At 68.8% G+C, this 19,936-nt stretch carries 17 protein-coding genes; 13 read left to right on the top strand and 4 right to left on the bottom strand.

Annotated features, from left to right (window positions below; all coding sequences use genetic code 11):
• Positions 1 to 7: 7 nt before the first annotated feature.
• Positions 8 to 700: an ABC transporter ATP-binding protein gene (locus tag K5L49_RS08960; RefSeq protein WP_223692069.1), complete on the bottom strand. Its 693-nt coding sequence runs from the start codon at positions 698 to 700 to the stop codon at positions 8 to 10.
• Positions 697 to 1,767, bottom strand: coding sequence for an FtsX-like permease family protein (locus K5L49_RS08955; protein WP_223692068.1), 1,071 nt, complete (start codon positions 1,765 to 1,767; stop codon positions 697 to 699). The genes K5L49_RS08960 and K5L49_RS08955 overlap by 4 nt, the downstream gene beginning before the upstream one ends.
• A gap of 198 nt (positions 1,768 to 1,965) precedes the next feature.
• Between K5L49_RS08955 and K5L49_RS08950 the strand changes: the two genes are divergently transcribed.
• The gene (locus tag K5L49_RS08950; protein WP_223692066.1) at positions 1,966 to 2,592 is read left to right on the top strand and encodes a response regulator transcription factor; all 627 of its coding nucleotides are present in this window, start codon (positions 1,966 to 1,968) and stop codon (positions 2,590 to 2,592) included.
• Between the two features lie 3 nt (positions 2,593 to 2,595).
• On the opposite strand, the gene K5L49_RS08945 is transcribed toward K5L49_RS08950, so the two are convergent.
• Positions 2,596 to 3,267 (bottom strand): TetR/AcrR family transcriptional regulator, encoded by a 672-nt coding sequence (locus tag K5L49_RS08945; RefSeq protein WP_223692065.1) that lies wholly within the window; start codon positions 3,265 to 3,267, stop codon positions 2,596 to 2,598.
• Positions 3,268 to 3,375: 108 nt separating this feature from the next.
• Here K5L49_RS08945 and K5L49_RS08940 point away from each other — a divergent pair, with 108 nt between their 5' ends.
• From K5L49_RS08940 to K5L49_RS08915, 6 genes are all read left to right on the top strand, one after another.
• Entirely contained in the window at positions 3,376 to 5,025 is a 1,650-nt protein-coding gene (locus tag K5L49_RS08940) for an amidohydrolase (protein ID WP_223692063.1), read from the top strand.
• Between the two features lie 37 nt (positions 5,026 to 5,062).
• The gene (locus tag K5L49_RS08935) at positions 5,063 to 6,712 is read left to right on the top strand and encodes an ABC transporter substrate-binding protein (protein WP_223692062.1); all 1,650 of its coding nucleotides are present in this window, start codon (positions 5,063 to 5,065) and stop codon (positions 6,710 to 6,712) included.
• A gap of 36 nt (positions 6,713 to 6,748) precedes the next feature.
• Positions 6,749 to 7,705: an ABC transporter permease gene (locus K5L49_RS08930; protein ID WP_223692060.1), complete on the top strand. Its 957-nt coding sequence runs from the start codon at positions 6,749 to 6,751 to the stop codon at positions 7,703 to 7,705.
• A complete protein-coding gene (locus K5L49_RS08925; RefSeq protein ID WP_223692058.1) occupies positions 7,702 to 8,562 on the top strand; it encodes an ABC transporter permease in 861 nt (286 codons plus the stop codon). Before K5L49_RS08930 ends, K5L49_RS08925 begins: the two co-directional genes overlap by 4 nt.
• A complete protein-coding gene (locus K5L49_RS08920; protein WP_223692057.1) occupies positions 8,559 to 10,184 on the top strand; it encodes a dipeptide ABC transporter ATP-binding protein in 1,626 nt (541 codons plus the stop codon). Before K5L49_RS08925 ends, K5L49_RS08920 begins: the two co-directional genes overlap by 4 nt.
• A gap of 103 nt (positions 10,185 to 10,287) precedes the next feature.
• On the top strand, positions 10,288 to 10,494 hold the full coding sequence (locus K5L49_RS08915; RefSeq protein ID WP_223692055.1) for a hypothetical protein: 207 nt from the start codon (positions 10,288 to 10,290) through the stop codon (positions 10,492 to 10,494).
• A gap of 65 nt (positions 10,495 to 10,559) precedes the next feature.
• Here K5L49_RS08915 and K5L49_RS08910 read toward each other — a convergent pair whose 3' ends face one another.
• Positions 10,560 to 12,950 (bottom strand): polysaccharide lyase 8 family protein, encoded by a 2,391-nt coding sequence (locus tag K5L49_RS08910; protein WP_223692054.1) that lies wholly within the window; start codon positions 12,948 to 12,950, stop codon positions 10,560 to 10,562.
• 199 nt (positions 12,951 to 13,149) lie between these two features.
• On the opposite strand from K5L49_RS08910, the gene K5L49_RS08905 reads away from it, so the two are divergent.
• The 6 genes from K5L49_RS08905 to K5L49_RS08880 are packed head-to-tail and all read left to right on the top strand — an operon-like array spanning position 13,150 to position 19,908.
• Positions 13,150 to 14,202: a LacI family DNA-binding transcriptional regulator gene (locus K5L49_RS08905; RefSeq protein WP_223692052.1), complete on the top strand. Its 1,053-nt coding sequence runs from the start codon at positions 13,150 to 13,152 to the stop codon at positions 14,200 to 14,202.
• Positions 14,199 to 15,803 (top strand): FAD-dependent oxidoreductase, encoded by a 1,605-nt coding sequence (locus K5L49_RS08900; RefSeq protein WP_223692051.1) that lies wholly within the window; start codon positions 14,199 to 14,201, stop codon positions 15,801 to 15,803. Before K5L49_RS08905 ends, K5L49_RS08900 begins: the two co-directional genes overlap by 4 nt.
• Positions 15,804 to 15,816: 13 nt before the next feature.
• Positions 15,817 to 17,109, top strand: coding sequence for an ABC transporter substrate-binding protein (locus tag K5L49_RS08895; protein WP_223692049.1), 1,293 nt, complete (start codon positions 15,817 to 15,819; stop codon positions 17,107 to 17,109).
• Entirely contained in the window at positions 17,106 to 18,077 is a 972-nt protein-coding gene (locus tag K5L49_RS08890; RefSeq protein WP_223692048.1) for a carbohydrate ABC transporter permease, read from the top strand. The genes K5L49_RS08895 and K5L49_RS08890 overlap by 4 nt, the downstream gene beginning before the upstream one ends.
• Positions 18,067 to 18,933 carry a carbohydrate ABC transporter permease gene (locus K5L49_RS08885; protein ID WP_223692046.1) on the top strand — a complete coding sequence of 289 codons (867 nt, stop codon included), beginning with the start codon at positions 18,067 to 18,069 and terminating at the stop codon, positions 18,931 to 18,933. Before K5L49_RS08890 ends, K5L49_RS08885 begins: the two co-directional genes overlap by 11 nt.
• A gap of 9 nt (positions 18,934 to 18,942) precedes the next feature.
• On the top strand, positions 18,943 to 19,908 hold the full coding sequence (locus K5L49_RS08880; protein ID WP_223692044.1) for an acetylxylan esterase: 966 nt from the start codon (positions 18,943 to 18,945) through the stop codon (positions 19,906 to 19,908).
• The last annotated feature ends 28 nt before the right edge of the window (positions 19,909 to 19,936 follow it).

Genomic DNA, 19,936 nt, shown 5'->3' with positions numbered 1-19,936 from the left:
ACGCACTCTAGGCCGCGAGCACGTCCTCGACGACGGCCCCGTCGACCAGGTTGACGACTCCGTGCATGCGGGGCAGGTGGACGAGATCGTGGGTGACGAGCAGCGTCGAGGTGTTCAGTTCGTCGGTGAGGCGGAGGATGAGGTCGATGATGCTGGCGCCGCGCTCCTGGTCGAGAGCGCTGGTGGGCTCGTCGACGAGGAGCACGCTGGGATCGTTCATCAGGGCGCGGGCGATGTTGACCCGCTGCCGCTGCCCGCCGGAGAGCTGATGGGGACGTTTGGCCCGCTGATCGGCCAGCCCGACGGCATCGAGGAGTTCGTCGGCGCGGGCTGCGACTGCCCGGCGGCGGCCTCGGCTGCCGCGGCCGCCGAGTTCGTTCATCACGCCGAGCTGCTCACGGGCGGTCAATGAGGGGATCAGGTTCGACTGCTGGAAGACGATGCCGATCGTCTCCCGGCGGAGCGCGGTCGCCTCGCCGGCGCTCAGGGCGGTGGCGTCGACGTCGTCGATGAGCACGCGGCCGGAGTCCGGGTGGATGAGCGTGGCCGCAACGGCGAGCAGGCTCGACTTGCCTGAGCCGCTCGGGCCTGTGATGCCGGTGACCGTGCCGGGTTGGGCGGTCAGCGAGACATCGTCGACAGCGGTGACGCGGCCGTCGCCGTCGGGGAAGGTCAGGGTGATGGAGTCGAGGCGGATCATCGGTTGCTCCCGAGGGCGGTGAGGGGGTCGGCGGAGGTGACGGAACGGAGGGCGAAGGCGGCTCCGGCGAGCCCGAGCGCGATCATGATCACGCCGGGAAGGAGAGTGGTGACCGGACTGAGCAGGAACGGAAGCGCCGAGCCGGCGAGGGTGCCGAAGAGGGCGACGAGCCCCAGGCCCACTCCGATGCCGAGCAGGAGCACGATCAGTGCCTGCCCGAGCGCGTCACGGACGAGGGACGCCGTGGTGGCGCCCAGAGCTTTGAGCACCGCGATATCGCCCTTGCGCTGCATGGTCCAGACCGTGAAGAACGCGCCGATCACCAGTCCGGAGATGCCGAACAGCATGGCGACCATCAGGAGCAGCGAGCCGATCTCGGATCGGAAGGCGCTGAGCGCGGTCAGCGAGCCGAGCGTCGTCTCCGACACCGTCGCGTTGGCGGAGTCTGTGGCCGACCAAACGGGCGTTCCCGAGACGGAGAGCACCGTGGCGTAGGCGCCCGGGTTTCCGGTTGCTGCCGAGTAGGCCTGCCAATCGTGCAGGGTCATCGTGACGACGGGTGTGTGGCTGTACCAGCCGTCGCCTGCGACGGTCTGCACGGTATAGCTGGTGCCCGCGATCGTGACATCGTCGCCGGCCGTGACCCCGAGAGCTTTCGCTGCCGGATCGGAGAGGCTGAGCCGCCCGTCGCCGGTCGGCGCGGACGTGTCGAACCCGGGTTGGACACCGAAGACGGCGATGGCGGCCCGGGTGTCACCGGCCTCCCCGCGCGTCTGGCTGATCCCGATCGGCCGCGCATCGGTCACGCCGCCGGCCTTCGACCAACCTTTCGCCTGCTTCTCGGTGATGGTGGAGTCGGTGAAGCTGGCACCGCTGTCGCCGGCCGCCGGTGCGGAGAACACGATCCGGTCGCCGGGGAGGGCGAGCACGGCCGAGATGTTCTGCGTGGCGAGGCCGCCGGTCAGGCCGCTGAGAAAGCCGACGAGCACGGTGATGAGAGCCACGACGGACCCGATGAGGATGAATCGGCCGCGGGCGAAGCGGAGGTCGCGGAGGGCGACGAACATGCGGAGTCCTTTCCCGTCACCGCATTCGGTGACGCTCTCCACTCTTCCGTTCGGGGCGGTCGCGGTCATCGTCGGTCGGAACACCGTTCCGTGCCCGAACAGACGAACGGGCGATCCTCCTTTCGGACGATGACACCGCGGGCGACGAGCGTAGAGTCTGCATATGGCCCGCACCGCGCATCCACCCGGTGAGGGCGCATGATCCGCCTGGTCGTCGCCGACGATCATCCGATCGTGCGCGCGGGGCTCGTGGCTCTGTTCGCCCTGGAGGACGACTTCACGATCGTCGCCGAGGCGGACACACCCGACCGTGCGGTCGCCGCCGCCGAACGGGAGAGGCCGGACGTCGTCCTGATGGATCTCCAATTCGGTGCGGAGGCGAGCAGCACCGGCGCCGACGCGACCCGGCGCATCCGGGCCCTGGACGATCCGCCCCATGTGCTGGTGCTGACCAACTACGACTCCGATTCAGATATCCTGGGCGCTGTCGAGGCCGGGGCCAGCGGATACCTTCTGAAGGATGCGCCGCCGCATGAACTGATCGCCGCCGTGCGTGCGGCGGCGGCCGGAGAGAGCGCCCTCGCCCCCGTGATCGCGACCCGACTGCTCAATCGGCTCCGGGCACCCCGGGTGAGTCTCAGTTCCCGTGAGATCGAGGTGCTCCAGCTGGTCGCGGCCGGCCGTTCGAACACCGAGATCGCGGCTGAGCTGTTCGTGAGCGAGACCACCGTCAAATCCCATCTGGCGCACGTTTTCACCAAACTCGATGTGGCCTCCCGCACGGCCGCCGTCTCCGAGGCGCGGCGGCGCGGGATCTTGCGCTGACGGTCAGTCGGCGCTGCGCTGCTCGGCGGATTCGATGATCGAGTCGACGCCGAACCGGTAGATGTCGTGGTCGCGCAGGGTGACCAGTTCGGCGGCGGCCTTCGCGAGCGAGGGGTGTCTCGTCGGGTCGACGAGGAGCGGGCCTTCGAACCAGAGGTTCGAGTCGGCGGGTGGGCCAGTGTGGCTGCTGCGGGCGTGCGCGATCCCGGCGGCCATCGAGAGGATGAACGACGAGAAGAGGGCGTACTGGCGCACCTGATCGGCGCCTTCGAGCCCGGCCTCGGCGAAGGCGGTGAGTACGACCTCCATCGTCTCGGTCTCGCCTGGGCCGTTGGTGGTGAGCACGGTCGCCTCGATGGCGATAGCGGGGTATGCGGTGAACTCGTCGAGGGTGACGGCGGCGAGCTCCCGCAGCCGAGCCTGCCAGCCGCCGGTACGGTCGACGCGGCGCAGGATGCGCGTGAACACTTCGTCGAGGAGGGCCTGCATCAGCGCCTGCTTGTTGGGGAAGTGCCGATAGGCCGCCGTCGGGTCGAACCCGAGGGCGGCGCCGATGGTGCGCACGGAGATCGCCGACACATCGGCGCCGGAAGCGAGGTCGAGCCCGGCCTGCACGATGCGGTCGCGGGTGAGGCGCTGCTTCGCTGGTCCGGGCGTGCTGGTGGCTTCCGTCATAGTCACACCCTAGTTTGTACAACGATGTTGTCAACACCGTTGACATTGGCAGATCGGCGCGCATAGCATCCCACTCAATCCACGTTCGACGACGAGACGGAGCGATCAGTGACGGCAGCCGACACCATTTTCACCGGAGGCCCGGTGTTCACCGGAACCGGGCACCCCCTGAACGGCCAGGCGGTGGTCGTGCGCGACGGCGCCATCGTGTCGATCGTGCCGGAGGGCGAGCTCGACGCGTTCCGAGGAGCATCGACCCGTCTGGTCGAACTCGCTGGCGCGCTTGTTGCACCGGGCTTCCAGGACGCGCACATCCACCCGGTCGGCGGCGGCATCGAACTCCTCCAGTGCAATCTGTCCGACGCCGAGAGTGCCGACGATGCCGTGCGGCAGGTCGCAAACTACGCGGCCGCGAACCCCGACGGGTGGATCCTCGGCGGCGGCTGGTCCATGGACCATTTTCCCGGCGGCACGCCCGCGCGTCAGGCCCTGGACGCCGCCATCGGCGACCGGCCGGCGCTCCTCAGCAGCCGCGACCACCACAGCGTCTGGGCGAGCACCGCCGCGATCCGCCTCGCCGGCATCGACGCGGCGACGCCCGACCCGGAAGACGGCCGCATCGAACGTGGGGCCGACGGGTTCCCGGCCGGCACTTTCCACGAGGGGTCGAGCGACCTCTTCGACTCGGTGCTCCCGGAGCCGGACGACGACCTCGCCTATGCCGGTCTGCTCCGCGCCCAGGACGAGCTGCTCGCCCTGGGCATCACAGGCTGGCAGGATGCGCTGATCGGCAACGCGGCCGGCATGAACGACACGCTCGGTGTGTACCGGCGGGCGCTCGCAGAGGGTACCCTGATCGCCCACGTCGTCGGTGCGCAGTGGTGGTACCGTTCCGGCGGCGCCGAGCAGATCAACGGGATGATCGCTCGGCGGGCCGAGTTCGCCGGCGGCTCCGATCGGTTCGGGCTCGGAACGGTGAAGATCATGGTCGACGGTGTCGCCGAGAACCACACCGCGGCGATGAAGACGCCGTACCGGGATGCGCACGGTCGCGACACCGACAACAGCGGGCTGTCGTTCGTCGACCCCGTGCTGCTGCGCGACTATGTGACCGCTCTCGACCGGGAGGGCTTCCAGGTGCACTTCCACGCTCTCGGGGACCGCGCCGTACAGGAGGCGCTCGACGCCCTCGCCGTCGCGAGGGAGGCCAACGGTCCGACCGACGGCCGGCACCATCTTGCGCATCTCCAGGTCGTGGCGGTGGAAGATGTCCCCCGCTTCGCCCAGCTCGATGCGACCGCGAACCTGCAGGCGCTCTGGGCGTGTCACGAGCCGCAGCTCGATCAGCTGACACTCCCCTTCCTGCAAGACGAGGCCAAGACGCGCCAGTACCCGTTCGGGGACCTCGATCGCAACGGCACTCGGCTCGCGGCTGGGAGCGACTGGCCGGTTTCGAGCGCGAACCCGCTCGAAGCGATCCACATCGCCGTCAACCGGGTGTCGCCGGGCAGCGGGGACGAACCGCTCGGCGGCGCCGGCCAATGCCTCGACCTCGCTACGGCCTTCGCAGCGTACACATCGGGCTCGGCGTTCGTGAACCACCGGGACCACGACACCGGCAGGATCGCGCCGGGCTACCGCGCGAACCTCGTCGTGATCGATCCAGACCCCTTCGCCGCCCCGGTCGAAGACATCCACCTCTCCGAAGTCGTGTCCACCTGGGTCGACGGCGACCCCGTCTACTCCCGCGAGATCTGACCCGACCCATCCCATCCCCCACCCCTAGGAGCGCACCATGTTCTCAACCCGTGTGAACCGGCGCCGGCGTCGAACCGTCGCCGTCGCCGTCGCCCTCAGCGCGGCGCTCATGCTCGCCGCGTGTTCCTCGACGCCACCGACGGCGAGCACAGCGAAGCCCGCCTACCAGCTGACGGCGCAGACCCCGGCGCCATCGGGGGACATCGACTCGTTCAGCTGGGCGCTCTATGCGGAGCCGTATTCGCTCGACTACACGCATGCGTTCGACTACCCGGACAACCAGGTGCTCGCCAATGTCTGCGAGTCGCTGTTGCGATTGAACCCCGATTGGACGCTCTCGCCGGGGCTCGCCGCCTCGTTCAGCCATCCCACCCCCGAGACCTGGGTGTACGAGATCCGGCCTGGTGTGACCTTCCACGACGGCACTGCGCTGACCGCGGCCGACGCGGTCGCCTCCATGCGCAGGCACCTCGACCCAGCGGTCGGCTCATCGTGGTTCTCCGTCTACCAGAACGTGTCGTCGATCGACCAGACGGGGCCGATGGAGGTCACGGTCACCACGACCAAGCCGGACTCGCAGTTCAACCTCGCGATGGGCGGCTCGGCCGGCGTCGTGGAGTCGGCGGCGACCCTCAAAGAGAAGGGCGAGAACTACGGCAACTCGACCGGCGGCGTCAACTGCACAGGTCCGTTCGAGCTCACCTCGTGGAAATCGGGGGAGAGCATCACCCTCACGCGCTACGCGAAGTACTGGGACCCGAAACTGCGCGCCAAGGCGGGCACGGTCGACATCCTGTTCATGAACGACGCGACCGCCCGCACGAACGCACTCACGTCCGGGCAGGTGGACGGCACCTGGATGGTCCCGATGGACGGTGTCGACCAGCTGAAGTCCTCCGGGTCGGGCTCGCTCTACTTCGGTTTGAACACGGCGGTCAACAGTCTCATCGTCGGCAACCTCAAAGGCCCGCTCGGTGACGTGAATGTGCGCAAAGCCTTGCTGATGGCGCTCGATCGTCAGGGCATCGTGGATGCGGCCGTGAAGGGGTACGGCACTGTGACCGACGCGCTGACGACCCGGTCGGTGTGGTCGGGGGCGAGCAAGGATGCGATGGCCACGGCGTTCGACGGCCTGCAGAAGTACCCCTACGACGTGAAAGCGGCGAAGGCCCTGGTCGAGAAGGCGGGTGCGACCGGCAAGCAGATCGTGATCAAGACCGCGCCGATCAGCACCGATTTCAGCATCGTCGCGCAGGCGACGGTGGCCGCCGCCCAGTCGATCGGGCTGAAAGCGAAGATCGACACGATGACGCCGAACACCTACACGACGCTGTTCACCGACCCGACCGCGCGCGCCGACGCGGACCTCTTCTACACCTCGTGGTACCTCTCGTCACCCGACCCGCTGGAGATGTACGGTGTGCTCCGCACCGGTGACTACAGCAACTACGGCAACTGGTCCGATCCCGCCTTCGACACGCTGGTCAACGACGCAGTCGGGATCGACGACCCGGCGGCGCGATCCGAGAAGTCGGCCGAGGCGCAACGGATCGCCGACCAGCAGCTGCCGTGGCTGCCGCTGTTCGAGGCCCCGATGTCGGTCTACCTCGGCAAGCGCATCACCGGGGTGCAGCCGTCGGTCGCCTTCCTCTACTACCCGTGGGCGGCCACAATTGGCGCACGCTAGCGGAGTGGGCTCGTCGAGCGTCGGGCGGACGGCGCTGTGAGCGTCGCCCGCCGGGTGCTCGGCAAGCTCGGCTCCCTGCTGCTCACCTTGTTCCTCGCCTCGCTGCTCGTCTTCTTCTCCCGCTTCCTCGTTCCCGGAAACCCGATCAGCTTCCTGCTGCGCGGTCGCAAGCCGAACCCGCAGACGATCGCTGACCTGACGGCCCAATACGGGCTCGATCTGCCGCCCTGGCAGCAGTACCTGAACTGGGTCGGCGGGATCCTCCACGGCGACTTCGGCCGGTCGCTGCAATACCGGCAGGATGTGTCGACGGTGATCGGTGAGCGGCTTCCGGTGACGTTCGGGCTGGTGCTGATGGCCGGGGTGATCATCACCGTGGTCGGTCTGGCGGCCGGTGTCGTCGCTGCGCTCAACAAGGGGCGGATCCTCGACCGGGCCATCCTCATCCTGCTCACGGTGCTGGCGGCGATCCCGTCGTTCGTCGGCTCGATCGTGCTCATCGCGATCTTCTCGGTGCAGCTCGGCTGGTTTCCGTCGTTCGGGTCCGGCGACGGCTTCATCGACACGGCCTACCACCTGGTCTTGCCGTCGATCGCCCTGGCGATCGTGTTCATCGTGCTGATCGGCAAGGTGACGCGCACCTCGATGGTCGATCAGCTCGGGCGGGAGCATGTGGAGGTGGCGACGAGCCGGGGGCTCGCGCGGATCACGGTCATCCGCCGCCATGTGCTCCGCAACGCGCTCGGCCCCATCCTCACGGTGAGCGGTGTGCTCGTCGCCGGCCTGCTCGTCGCGAGCACGATCGTGGAGTCGGCGTTCGGGATCGCGGGCATCGGCTCGCTGCTCGTGCAGTCCGTGGACCGTCTCGACTTTCCCGTCGTGCAGGCGATCGTGCTCCTCGTCGTGACCGCCTTCGTCGTCGTCAACGCGATCGTCGACGTTCTCGAACCCGTGATCGACCCCCGATCAGCAGCTGGAGCCGGAGCCCGATGACAACACCCACCATGGCCGTGAAGGTGCTGCGCGCATCCCGAACCCGACGCCCGCGGATCACCTGGACGATCAGTGTCGTCGTGCTCGTCGTCATGACCCTCGCCGCCGTGTTCGCCCCACTCGTCGCCCCCTACGAACCCGACCACATCGATTTCGCCGCGATCTACGCCTCCCCGAGCCCGGCGCATTGGCTCGGCGCCGACGGGCTCGGCCGAGACACGCTCAGCCGGCTGATCTTCGGAGCGCGCACCGCGCTGCTCGGTCCGCTCATCGTTGTGATCGCGTCCACCGCGGCGGGGATCCTGCTCGGGCTGCTCGCCGCCTGGCGCGGGGGCTGGATCGACGCCGTGCTCGGCCGTGTCTTCGACGTGCTGTTCGCGTTCCCGTCGCTGCTCATCGCGATCATGGCCGTCGCCCTGTTCGGAAAGGGGCTGGTCGCCCCGGTGATCGCGATGAGTATCGCGTACGCTCCGTTCGTCGCCCGGCTCACCCGTTCGCTGGTACTCGCCGAACGCAACCGGCCCTATGTGTCCGCCTATCGGGTGCAGGGCTTCTCCGGCGGCTGGATCGCGCTGCGTCGCGTGCTCCCGAACGTCTCGCCGATCGTCGGGGCGCAATCCACCCTGAATTTCGGCTACGTGCTCGCCGAACTCGCGGGCCTGTCCTTTCTCGGGCTCGGTGTGCAGGCACCGACGGCGGACTGGGGCGCCATGATCAACGAATCCCAGGCCGGCATCGTCGGCGGCCACCTCCTGCCGGCCATCGTGCCGGCGCTCGCCGTCGTGATCGTGGTCGTTGCGGTCAACATCGTCGGCGAAGAACTCTCGGACCGGATCGGAGGCGGATCAGCCGCATGACGCTTCTCGACATCTCGCGGCTCACCCTCGACCTCCCGACCGGAGCGCGCCTCCTCGACGGGGTCTCGCTTCACATCGCACCGGGTGAGACGGTCGGCCTGGTGGGTGAATCGGGTTCCGGCAAATCGCTCACGGCGCGTGCCGTTCTCGGCCTCCTCCCGGACGGGGCGATCACCACCGGCTCGGTCCGGCTCGACGACACCGAGGTTCTGCACGCCCCGCGCAAGGACCTCCTGCGGCTGCGACGATCGCGCGCGGCCATGATCTTCCAGGACCCCCGGGCCGGGATCAACCCCATGCGCACGATCGGCGACCACCTCACCGAGGCGCTGCGGCTGGGGGAGGGCTGGTCGGCCTCCGACGCGCGGGCGCGCGCTGTCGAGCTGCTCCACGCGGTCCGGCTGCCGCGGCCCGAGGAGCATCTGCGCCAGTTCCCCCACGAGTTCTCCGGCGGGATGCTGCAGCGCGTGATGATCGCGGGCGCGCTTGCGGGGTCTCCGCAGCTCCTCGTCTGCGACGAGCCGACGACGGCGCTCGACGTCACCACGCAGGCCGAGATCGTCGCCGTGCTCACCGAGCAGCGCGCCCAGCGCGGCATGGGGATGCTGTTCATCACCCACGATCTCAACCTCGCCGCCTCGATCTGCGACCGGGTCTCGGTGATGAGCGCCGGCCGGATCGAGGAGGAGGGCGACGCCGTGCAGGTGTTCCTGCATCCGCGCGCCGACTACACCCGGCGTCTTGTCGCGGCGACTCCGACCCTCGCCCCGGTGGGTGCGGTCTCGCCGCGGGCCACAACGGCCGAGCCGGCTCCGACGCCCGCGACGCCGGAGTCGGTGATGCTCGACGTCCGGTCGCTGTCGAAGACGTACCACCCGCGCGGTAAGGAGCCGGTGCGGGCCGTCATCGAGACGTCTCTCACCGTCCCGCCGGGGCAGGCGCTCGGCGTCGTCGGAGAATCGGGTTCGGGCAAGTCGACCCTCGCCCGCATGATCGTGGGCCTCGAACTCCCCGATGCCGGTGACATCCGGGTCGACGGGGCGCAGAGGACGGTCCGACCGCGGAACCGACGGGAGCGGCTCGCCCACGCCCGCAGCGTGCAGATGGTCTTCCAAGACCCCTACCTCTCGCTCGACCCGCGCATACCGGCGGGCCGTGCCATCGAGGACGCGCTCCGGCTGCACTCCGTTCTGACCACGCGGGATGCGCGCACCCGGGTGCTCGACCTCCTCGCCCAGGTGGGGCTCGGCGAGAAGCACGCCCAGGCGCAACCGCGCACGCTCTCGGGCGGGCAGCGGCAGCGGGTGGCCATCGCGCGGGCCCTCGCCATCGAGCCCGAGGTGCTCGTCATGGACGAGGCGACGAGCGCCCTCGACGTCTCGGTGCAGGCCCAGGTGCTCGATGTGGTCTCGGAGATCCGGCGGGCTCGCAACCTGACCGTGCTGTTCATCAGCCACGACCTGGCCGTTGTCCGCCGTGTCTGCGAGAGCACCGTGGTCATGCGCCGGGGCGAGATCGTCGAGCGCGGGCGCACTACGGCGCTGCTCGAGCATCCGCAGCATCCGTACACCCGACTGCTCATCGATTCGGTGCCGAAGGCCGGGCGAGCGGAGGAGTCATGAGAACGGTGATCGCCGGGGCCGGGGCCGGGCCGGGGTCGGCGGGCTGTGCGCGGCGCTCAGCCTCCGCTCTGCCGGGTTCCGCACGGCGGAGGTTGTTGAGCGGGTGGCCGCGCTGCGCCCGCTCGGCGTCGGCATCAACCTGCTGCCCCACGCGGTGCGGGAGCTCACCGAGCTCGGCCTGGGCGGCCAACTCGCCGCCATCGGCGTCGCGACGAGCGAGCTGCGCTACACGAACCGCTTCGGCCAGCTGATCTGGCGCGAGCCGCGCGGGCGCCGCCGGATACGACTGGCCGCCCCGGGACGGCCTTGAGGGAGACCTCGACGCCGCGCGACAGGTCGATAGTGTCCCCTGATCCCTCCCGCGGGCGTCGCGTGTCACACGCTGAACCGCGCGACGAAGGACGCTCCAGCCGCGCCCGTGACATCCACGGAGAGCTTCACGTTAGGCGTGAGCGCGAGCACTGTCACGCCCGGGTCGGCCTGTACGACGCCGGTGGCGGGGCCGTCGATGGTGACGGTCACGGCACCGGCGACGACCTGGGTCGGGTCGCTCACCGCGATCGAGAGCCGACCGCCGGTACGGGTCACGACCACGGAGGCTCGGTTGTCGAGCTGGATTCCTGCGGTCTTCGGCGCGCCGGCCGTCCAGAAGTTGGCCATCGTCGTTCCCGTTCCGGCGCGGGTCACGGCTTGGACCTCCGCCGTGTTGGCGACGACGGCCACCTCCGTCGACGCCGCCATCCCGGCGGTCTGCGCCTGCGTCGCCCCCGGGAGTTGGAGGTAGGCATACCCGGCATTGCTCGGGCTCACACCGTGGTCGAACCAGAAGGTGACGAACCGGCGCGAGTAGGTCGTGGTGTCGTCGTACACGCCGCGGTGGTCCATGTCGGTCCACTTCCCGGTGCGGTCTTCGCGCATGGCTTTGATCGTGGTGCCGCCGGGAAACACGTAGCCGCCCGTGTTCGGGATCCACGCCCAGTTCGGGTGCAGCGTGCTCGGGCTGCTTCCGGGAGTGGCGAGCACGGCTGCTCCGTCGACGACGGGAATGGTCTGGCCGTTTGGGCCGATGTTCCGGTTCTCGACGATCGACTCGATGGTGGTGCCGTCTGTACTCGAGATACCGGCCCCGAGGCAGGCGATCACATCATCGAGGCAGAACCACGACTTGCGGCCGGTGAGCGTCTGCACGGCGAACTTCAGGCTCATCCCGAGCGCCGCGTCGCCGTCGAGGAGCGCGCCTCCTGTCCAGGTGTTGGCCGAGCCGCGGCCGGCCCCGAGAGCGAGCGTTTTGGTGTCGACGGTGGTGCCGGGGATGCGGTACTTGTCGGCGGTCGGCCAGTACTGGTTCGCCCACTGCCCGGTCTGACCGGGCAGGTACAGGTAGACGGCGCCTTCGCCGGTGTACCAGCCCTGGAGGTTCTCGTTGTTGGCGCTCTCGTACGGCTTGATCACGGTGCTGTCCATCGCGACGGCGTAGGGGAACGCGGGGCGTCGGTGAACGGCACGGGCCATCGAGGTCGCGACCACGGTCTGGGTGGATTCGGCGGCGGCCGCGATGCCCGCATCCGCCATCACGGCCCTGCCCTGCACGATGGAGGCCAGCCGCACCTGCTCGATCGGGGCCTTGTCGTAGGTGAAGAACGGGAGGAATGCATCAGCGTCGATCCAGCCCTTGCACTGGGCGCGCACCGTCAGCGCCTGGGCGGCCGGGAACACCGCGGCGAGCTGAAGGAGGGTGGCGATGGTGAGCCGCCCGACCCGGTGATCGGTCTCGTAGAAGCGGGAGAGCCCGCGGCCTCTCGTCATGTCCATGAACGCGCCCGCGTAGATCCACGGGGCGTAGTTGTGCTGCACCCAGTCGTAGACCTCCGCCACGCGCGGCGCCGTGAACGCCCACGGGGTACCGGCGGTCGCCACCATCGAATACGTGAGGTATTGCAGCAGCGAGACGGCGTAGCCGCCGTTGTACGAGAAGTACTTGTGCTGGATGAAGCCGCCGTCGGTGTAGAAGCCGTCGCCGCCTGAGACGTACGGGAAGACGGTCGTGTACGCCGTCTTGGCGTCGGCGATGATCGCGCTGTCCTGGCTGAGCGCGCCGCGCAGGATCGCGATGGAGCACGCCCAGTTGCGGTTGGCTCCGGTCGAGGTGGCGCCGCCGGTCGACGTCGGTGTCGGTGCGTAGCGTTTGATCGCCGTCATGGCTGTCGCGATCTGGCTTGCCGTGAGGTCGTCGTAGAGCAGCACGCAGAAGTCGTTGAGGGCGAGCGGGATGCCGATCTGGAAGTCCCACCAGTTGTCGTACATGCTGGTGACGCCGTACTTGTTCGCGAGGAACCAGTCGACGGCCGCGAGCAGATCGGCCTTCAGGCCGGCGTTCTGGTAGAGCGAGGAGCCGGGCGATCTCAGGGCGAGCGCCAGGGCGCGCAACCGGCCGATGGCGTTGCGCTGGATGGCGGAGACGCTGCTGCTGTTCAGGTCGGCCCACAGGTAGGTGCGGTTCGCGGTGGTGACGAGCGAGGTCCACAGCGTCTGCGCCTCGGCGGCGGAAGCGGTCACGTAGTTCTGCACCGTCGCATCCGTGAGGCTGTAGTCGCCGATCAGTGTGCCCAGCCACTGCGTGCGGACGAGGGCGAAATCGGCGGCGGTCGCGGCGTGCACCGGCGTCGCGGTGAGCAGGGCAGACCCCGCGGCGAGGACGGGAACGGCGGCCGCGCCGGCCAGGATGACGGTGCGGCGCGAGAGCGCGGCGGAGTCGGTCGGTGACATGTCTGAGCCTTTCGAGTGGGGTGGGGCGCGGTCGTCGTCGACCGGGCGGCGGATCCGCCCGCCCCGATGTCCTGACCCAGATGGTCGTCCCTCCTGAGTGGTCGTGTCAAGAAGCTAATACCTATAAGCAGCTTGCTAATGCGCATGAGCGTCGTTTATGCTCGGTCGCACACCAGATGTCTCAGCGAGGAGAACAGCCATGACGTCGAGCCGGACACCGCGCATCACGCAGCGCAGAATCGCAGAACTCGCCGGGGTGAGTCAGGCGACCGTGTCGCTCGTGCTCAACGGCCGCACCGAGAACGGTGCACGCATCCCCGAAGAGACCCGCGAACGCGTTCTCGCGGTCATCCGGCAGACGACATACGTCGCCGACCCGGTGGCGCGCAGCCTCGCCGGCGCCGCGAACAACCTCGTCGGCGTCTTCACCTACGAGCACGCCTTCCCGAACGAAACCTCCGACTTCTACACGCCGCTGCTGACCGGCATCGAGAGCAGGGCGGAAGCGCTCGGCTTCGACCTCCTGATGTTCACCAGCGCGCCCCTCACCGACGGGCGCCGCCAGATCTTCAACGAGAACAGTCGACTCCGACTCGCCGACGGCTGCCTGCTGCTCGGGAGCGAGATGGATGCGGACGAGCTCGCCCGCCTGCGCGACAGCGGGTACGCCTTCGTAGCCATCGGTCGCCGCGACGTCGACGGGATCGCCTACGTCGGTGTCGACTACGTCACCCCCACCCAGACCCTGGCGCGTAAAGCCGTCGAGGCGGGCCATCGGAGCGCCTTCTACGCGCACCTCTCGTTGACGGCCGAATCATCGAGAGACCGTCACGACGCTCTGACCGCCGAGTTGGCGAGGGCGGGCGTCGCCCTCGGGGAGACGGAGACCACCGAAGCGGGTGTCGGGGATGCCTGGCGCCGCCTCAGAGAAGGAGAAGCAACTGTGCTGTTCGTCGAAGATCCCACGGATGCGGAGGAGCTGCACGCTCTCGCCGCAGCCGAGGGCATCCGGGTTCCGGAAGACCTCTCGGTGGTCGTGCTCGGTGAGCGCGGCCGGGGCGCCCAGACCCTTGATTTCACCCGGCTGAGTGCGCCGCGCACCGAGCTGGGGTCGGTCGCGGTCACGCTCCTCGACCAGCTCCTCAACGGGCCGCGGGCCGGCGCCGCCGAGCTGCCCCTGCGACAGCTGCTCGACTGCACCGTCATCGACGGCGCTACGCTCGCCGCACCGTCGATGGGCGCCGCCCGATGACCGCGGAACGAGCCGATCTCCTCGTCATCGGCGGCGGCCTCGGCGGCGTCTCGGCGGCGCTCGCAGCGCTCCGCGCCGGCCGCAGCGTCATCCTCACCGAGCAGTACGCCTGGCTCGGCGGCCAGCTGACCAGCCAGGCCGTCACCCTCGACGAGCACACCTGGATCGAGCAGTTCGGGTCGACGGCCTCCTACCGCGGCCTGCGGGACGGTATCCGGGACTACTACCGCCAGAACTACCCCCTATCGCCCGCGGCCCGAGCCCAACGCCACCTCAACCCGGGTGCCGGGCTCGTCAGCCGGCTCTGCGCCGAGCCGCGGGCCGGTGTCGCCGTCATCGAGCGGATGCTCGCCCCTTACCGCAGCTCCGGACGGTTGCGGATCGTGCAGCCCGCCGTCCCCGTCGGCGCAGCGGTGGACGGCGACCGTGTCGTCTCCGTCACCGTGCGCCGGCTCGACACCGGGGAGACCCTCGTGCTCAGCGGCGACCTCGTCGTCGACGCGACCGAGACCGGCGAGTTGCTGCCCCTGACCGGCACCGAATACGTGGTCGGGAGCGAGAGCCGCGCCCAGACCGGTGAGCCGAGCGCCCCCGAGAGCGCCGACCCGCAGAACGTTCAGGCGATCTCGTGGTGCTTCGTCATCGACCATGTCGACGGCGACCACGTGATCGAGAAGCCCGACGACTACGAGCGGTGGCGGGCAATGCAGCCCGACTTCTGGGGTGCCCCGATGATGAGCCTCACCGCCCCGCATCCCCGCACCCTCGACATCGAGACGCGTACCTTCACGCCGACCATCGACGACGACCCCTTCGCCGCCGTCGCCGATCAGCGCTCCGACGGCGGGGACAGCGAACTCTGGATCTTCCGGCGGATGCTCGCCCGCAAGACGCTCGAGCCCGGGTTCCTCGACAGCGACATCGTGCTGGTGAACTGGCCGATGATCGACTACATCGACGGGTCGGTCATCGACACCCCGGATGCGCAGGAGCACCTCGACGCCGCGAAGGCGCAGTCCCGCGCCATGCTCTACTGGCTGCAGACCGAGGCCCCGCGCCCGGACGGGGGCGCCGGATGGCCTGGCCTCCGGCTGCGCCCGGACGTGACCGGCACCGAAGACGGCTTCGCCCAGGCGCCGTACATCCGCGAGTCCCGGCGCATCGTGGCGGAGTACACGGTGGTCGAGGGCGACCTCTCCATCGCCGCCCGCGGCAGCGATGCGCCGGCGACCTTCCCCGATTCGGTCGGGGTCGGCATGTACCGCATCGACCTGCACCCCTCCACCGGGGGCGACAACTACATCGACGTCGCCTCCGTCCCCTTCGAGATCCCGCTTGGAGCCCTCATCCCGATCCGGATGCGGAACCTGCTCCCCGCGGGCAAGAACGTCGGAACCACCCACATCACCAACGGCGCCTTCCGGCTGCACCCGGTGGAGTGGGGGATCGGCGAGGCAGTGGGCTGGCTAGCGGCCTTCTGCCTGGACCGTGCGATGGATCCTCGCGCGGTCCGCAACACTCCCTCCGCCCTGGAGGAGTTCCAATCCCTGTTGGCCGCGAACGGCGTCGAGCTGCACTGGCCCGACGTCACCGGCTACTGACCAAGGAGCACCAATGAGACCAGCAACGAAGCTGGCGGGAGCGGCGGTCATCGCCGTCACCGCGCTAGCTCTCTCCGCCTGCAGCAGCCCCTCCTCCCCACCGACGACGAAAGCGGCGGCGGGGAGCGTCGACCTGCGGATGACCACCTGGACGGCCGATCCCACCCAGCTCGCCCTGTTCGCGTCGATCGCCGACGACTACAAGAAGACGCACCCGGAGATCGGGAAGATCACCTTCGACTCCCTCCCCGCCGCCGACTACACGACGACGCTCACCACCCAGATCGCCGGCGGGCAGCAGCCCGACCTCGCCTGGGTGATGGAGGCGGACGCACCGGACTTCGTCAGCTCGGGTGTGCTCGCTCCGCTCAGCGACACGCTGAAGAGCACGAAGGGGTACGACTATTCCGACATCAGCAGCGACGCGACGAAGCTGTGGACGACCGGCGGCCAGCTGTACGCCTACCCGTTCTCGACGTCGCCGTTCGTGATGTTCGCGAACGACGACATCCTCGCCGCCGCGGGAGAGCCGACGTCGGCCGAGCTCAAGGCGCAGGGCAAGTGGAACTGGAAGGATCTCGCCGAGATCGGCCAGCAGGTCAACCAGAAGACCGGCAAGCAGGGCATCGTGATCCGGGACTTCGACTACGTGACCTGGTCGAACCTCGCGACGGTGTGGGCCTCCTTCGGCGCGGCGCCCTGGTCGGCCGACGGCAAGACCTGCACGTTCACGTCGAAGAAGATGCAGGATGCGTTCACCTACCTGCACAACGCGATCTTCCAGCAGAAGGCGTTCCCCGGCCCGGGCACGAAGGCAGACTTCTTCGCGGGCGACAGCGCGTTCACGGTCACGCAGATCTCGCGTGCGACGCTGCTGACGGATGCATTCAAGTGGGACATGCAGCCCCTTCCCGAGGGGCCCGACGGCCAACAGAACGTGATCGGGCAGGCCGGGGTGGGTGTGCTCGCGAAGGGCAAAAACGCCGACGAGGCGAAGCAGTTCCTCGCCTTCTTCACCAACCCGTCCAACGCGAAGCAACTGGCCCAGTACTTCCCGCCGCCCCGCACCTCGCTGCTCAACGTCGACACACTGTCGGCCTCGAACAAGACGCTCAGCAAGCAGCAGATCCAGGATGCGGTGCTCCCGTCGTTCACGGGTGCGATCACCAAACCGAGCCACACCAGCTCCGCAGAGATCGCGGCCAAGGTCAAGACCGCGCTTGACCCGATGTGGCAGGCCGGCGCCGACGTGCCGGCCGTCCTCCAGGGCGTCTGCACCGCGATCAAACCGTTGCTGGGGTCATGATCCCGGTGACCGACACGGCCGAGGCTTCCCCGGCCCGGGCTCGCGCCCGGGCCGGGGGGTCGACGGCGCGCTCCACCGGCCGCCGCTTTCTCACCCTCCGACGACGCGAGAACCTCACCGGCTACCTGTTCATCGCGCCGCAGTTGCTGGGCATCGTCGCCTTCGTGCTGATCCCGCTCGGACTCGTCGTCTACTACAGCTTCCACGAGTGGAACGTGCTGTCGGGCACGATCCAGTTCGTCGGGGCCGACAACTACCGGCAGTTGCTCGCCGACCCGCAGATCGGGGAGGTACTCGGTGTCACCGCCGTGTTCTCGGTCGGGCTGGTGTGCCTGAACATCCCGCTCGCCCTGCTGCTCGCGGTGCTCCTCAACCGGAAGGGTCGCGGGATCGCGTTCTTCCGCACCGTGTTCTTCTCGCCCGTCGTGGTCTCGATCGTCGCCTGGACCATCGTCTGGGGTTTTCTGTTGCAGGACAACGGCGGCATCAACGGCTTCCTGCGCGTCTTCCACATCGAGGGCCCCAACTGGCTCCAGAGCGGGCCGACCGCCCTCGCCGCGGTCATCGTCGTGCAGGTGTTCAAGAACGTCGGGCTCAACATGATCCTCTTCCTCTCGGCGCTGCAGGGCGTTCCGGAGGAGCTGTACGAGGCCGGACGGGTCGACGGCGCGACGGCGGGGACGCTGTTCCGGCGGATCACGCTTCCGCTGATCTCGCCGACCATCCTGCTCACGGTCATCATCACCATCGTCGGCGCCCTGCAGGTCTTCGCCCAGATCGCGGTGCTCACCGCCGGCGGTCCCGGATTGTCGACGACCGTGCTCGTGTACTACCTGTTCCAGCAGGCCTTCGACTTCCACCACTTCGGCTACGGGTCGACCCTGGCGATTCTGCTCTTCGTCATCGTGCTCGTCCTCACCGTCGTCCAATGGCAACTGCGCAAGAGATGGGTCTTCTATGAGAACTGAAACGCACCCGACGCCCCAGCGGCGCCGACGACCCGGCCGACGCGCCGTGCTCTACATCGTGTTGTTCGTCATGGCGGTCCCGTTCCTCTTCCCGACGTGGTGGATGATCACCTCCTCGTTCAAGACCGTCAACGAGATCTTCGCCTTCCCGCCGTCCCTGATCCCGCTCGACCCGACAATGGCGGCCTACGTCAAGGCGTTCACCTTCCAGCCTTTCGCCCGTCAGTACTTCAACAGCGCATACATCGCGGTGGTGGTGACCGTCGTCACCATGACCATCTCGTCGATGGCGGGGTACGCTTTCGCGCGCATCCGCTTCCCCGGGCAGAATGTGCTGTTCCTCGTCGTGCTCGTCGGTCTCCTCATCCCCAGCGAGGTCACCATCGTCCCGCTGTTCCAGATGTTCAACACGCTCGGGCTGGTCAACACGCACTGGCCGCTCATCCTGGTGACCTCTTTCGGCGCGCCCAGCGTGCTGGCGACCTTCATCATGCGGCAGTTCTTCATCTCGCTCCCGGTCGAGCTCGAGGAGGCCGCCCGACTCGACGGGCTGGGACGTCCCGCGATCTGGTGGCGGATCGCGATGCCCCTGGCGCGTCCCGCACTGGCGGCTGTCGCGATCTTCACCTTCCTCAACGTATGGAATCTGTACTTGGAGCCGACGGTCTACCTCACATCGCCCGAACTGTTCACGCTCCCGCAGGCGCTCACCCGTTTCGTCGACGCCTACAGTGGACCCATGTGGAACGTTCAGCTCGCTGCGGCGACGATGACCGCCGTCCCCGTGCTGATCGTGTTCGTCGTCGCCCAGCGGCAGTTCGTGCAGGGTCTCGCGCAGACCGGCCTCAAAGGCTGAGGCGCGGACGTGTTCACCGATCTCGATGAGCCCGCTCTGCGCGCCTACCGCAGCGCACTGACCAGACCGGTCGACTTCGACGAGTTCTGGGAGAGAACGGTGCAGGAGGCCCGCGCGGCCGCCGTCGCCCCGATCGTCGAGCGGGTCGACTGCGGACTGACAACGATCGACGTCTTCGACGTCACCTTCTCCGGGTTCGCCGGGCAGCCGGTCAAAGCCTGGTTGCGGGTGCCGGCGGGCGCGCACGGCCCGCTGGCGGCGGTCGTGCAGTTCGTCGGCTACGGAGGCGGGCGTGGCCACGCCGTCGACAACCTGTTCTGGGCCTCGGCGGGATTCGCGCATCTGCAGATGGATACGCGCGGCCAAGGCTCGACGTGGAGCACCGGGGACACTTCGGACGACGCCGTCTCCGGGCCGGCGGCTCCCGGCTTCCTCACCCGAGGCATCGACGCGCCCGAGACCCTCTACTACCGGCGCCTCATGACGGATGCGGTGCGCGCCGTCGACACGGCCCGAGCGCATCCCACCATCGACGGGATCCGCGTCTCGGTGCTCGGGTTCAGCCAGGGCGGCGGCCTCGCGCTCGCTGCGGCCGCGCTCGTGCCGGAACTCCACCACGCGTTCGCGTTCGTGCCCTTCCTCTGCGACATCCCGCGGGCGGTCACCATCACCGACAACGACCCGTATCGGGAGGTCGGCCGCTACCTCGCCGTGCACCGCGATCGCGCGGAGGGGGCGCTCCGCACGCTCTCCTACATCGACGGCGTCAACTTCGCCCGCGGATCCCATGTGCCGATCAGCTTCTCCGCGGCGATGATGGACCCCACCTGCCCGCCCTCGACCGTCTTCGGCGCGTACGACGCGTACGCGGGCCGGAAGGACATCCGGCTCTGGCGGTACAACAGCCACGAGGGCGGCGGGATCGAAGACGAGCTCGCGGCGCTCGCCGTGCTCCGGAGGAGCGCGCCCGCCTGAGCCGCGCCCCTGGATTGTCCGGCCGGGG

Origin of the sequence: Leifsonia poae, assembly GCF_020009625.1 — a bacterium.
Classification (GTDB): Bacteria; Actinomycetota; Actinomycetes; order Actinomycetales; family Microbacteriaceae; genus Leifsonia; species Leifsonia poae_A.
The sequence above is the reverse complement of the archived record's forward strand: the minus strand, read 5'-3'. Positions and strand labels throughout refer to the sequence as shown.

Coding starts and splice junctions, on each gene's coding strand:
- K5L49_RS08960 (WP_223692069.1), bottom strand. CDS start 700: ATGATCCGCCTCGACTCCATCACCCTGACCTTCCCCGACGGCGACGGC.
- K5L49_RS08955 (WP_223692068.1), bottom strand. CDS start 1,767: ATGTTCGTCGCCCTCCGCGACCTCCGCTTCGCCCGCGGCCGATTCATC.
- K5L49_RS08950 (WP_223692066.1), top strand. CDS start 1,966: ATGATCCGCCTGGTCGTCGCCGACGATCATCCGATCGTGCGCGCGGGG.
- K5L49_RS08945 (WP_223692065.1), bottom strand. CDS start 3,267: ATGACGGAAGCCACCAGCACGCCCGGACCAGCGAAGCAGCGCCTCACC.
- K5L49_RS08935 (WP_223692062.1), top strand. CDS start 5,063: ATGTTCTCAACCCGTGTGAACCGGCGCCGGCGTCGAACCGTCGCCGTC.
- K5L49_RS08925 (WP_223692058.1), top strand. CDS start 7,702: ATGACAACACCCACCATGGCCGTGAAGGTGCTGCGCGCATCCCGAACC.
- K5L49_RS08920 (WP_223692057.1), top strand. CDS start 8,559: ATGACGCTTCTCGACATCTCGCGGCTCACCCTCGACCTCCCGACCGGA.
- K5L49_RS08910 (WP_223692054.1), bottom strand. CDS start 12,950: ATGTCACCGACCGACTCCGCCGCGCTCTCGCGCCGCACCGTCATCCTG.
- K5L49_RS08905 (WP_223692052.1), top strand. CDS start 13,150: ATGACGTCGAGCCGGACACCGCGCATCACGCAGCGCAGAATCGCAGAA.
- K5L49_RS08900 (WP_223692051.1), top strand. CDS start 14,199: ATGACCGCGGAACGAGCCGATCTCCTCGTCATCGGCGGCGGCCTCGGC.
- K5L49_RS08895 (WP_223692049.1), top strand. CDS start 15,817: ATGAGACCAGCAACGAAGCTGGCGGGAGCGGCGGTCATCGCCGTCACC.
- K5L49_RS08890 (WP_223692048.1), top strand. CDS start 17,106: ATGATCCCGGTGACCGACACGGCCGAGGCTTCCCCGGCCCGGGCTCGC.
- K5L49_RS08885 (WP_223692046.1), top strand. CDS start 18,067: ATGAGAACTGAAACGCACCCGACGCCCCAGCGGCGCCGACGACCCGGC.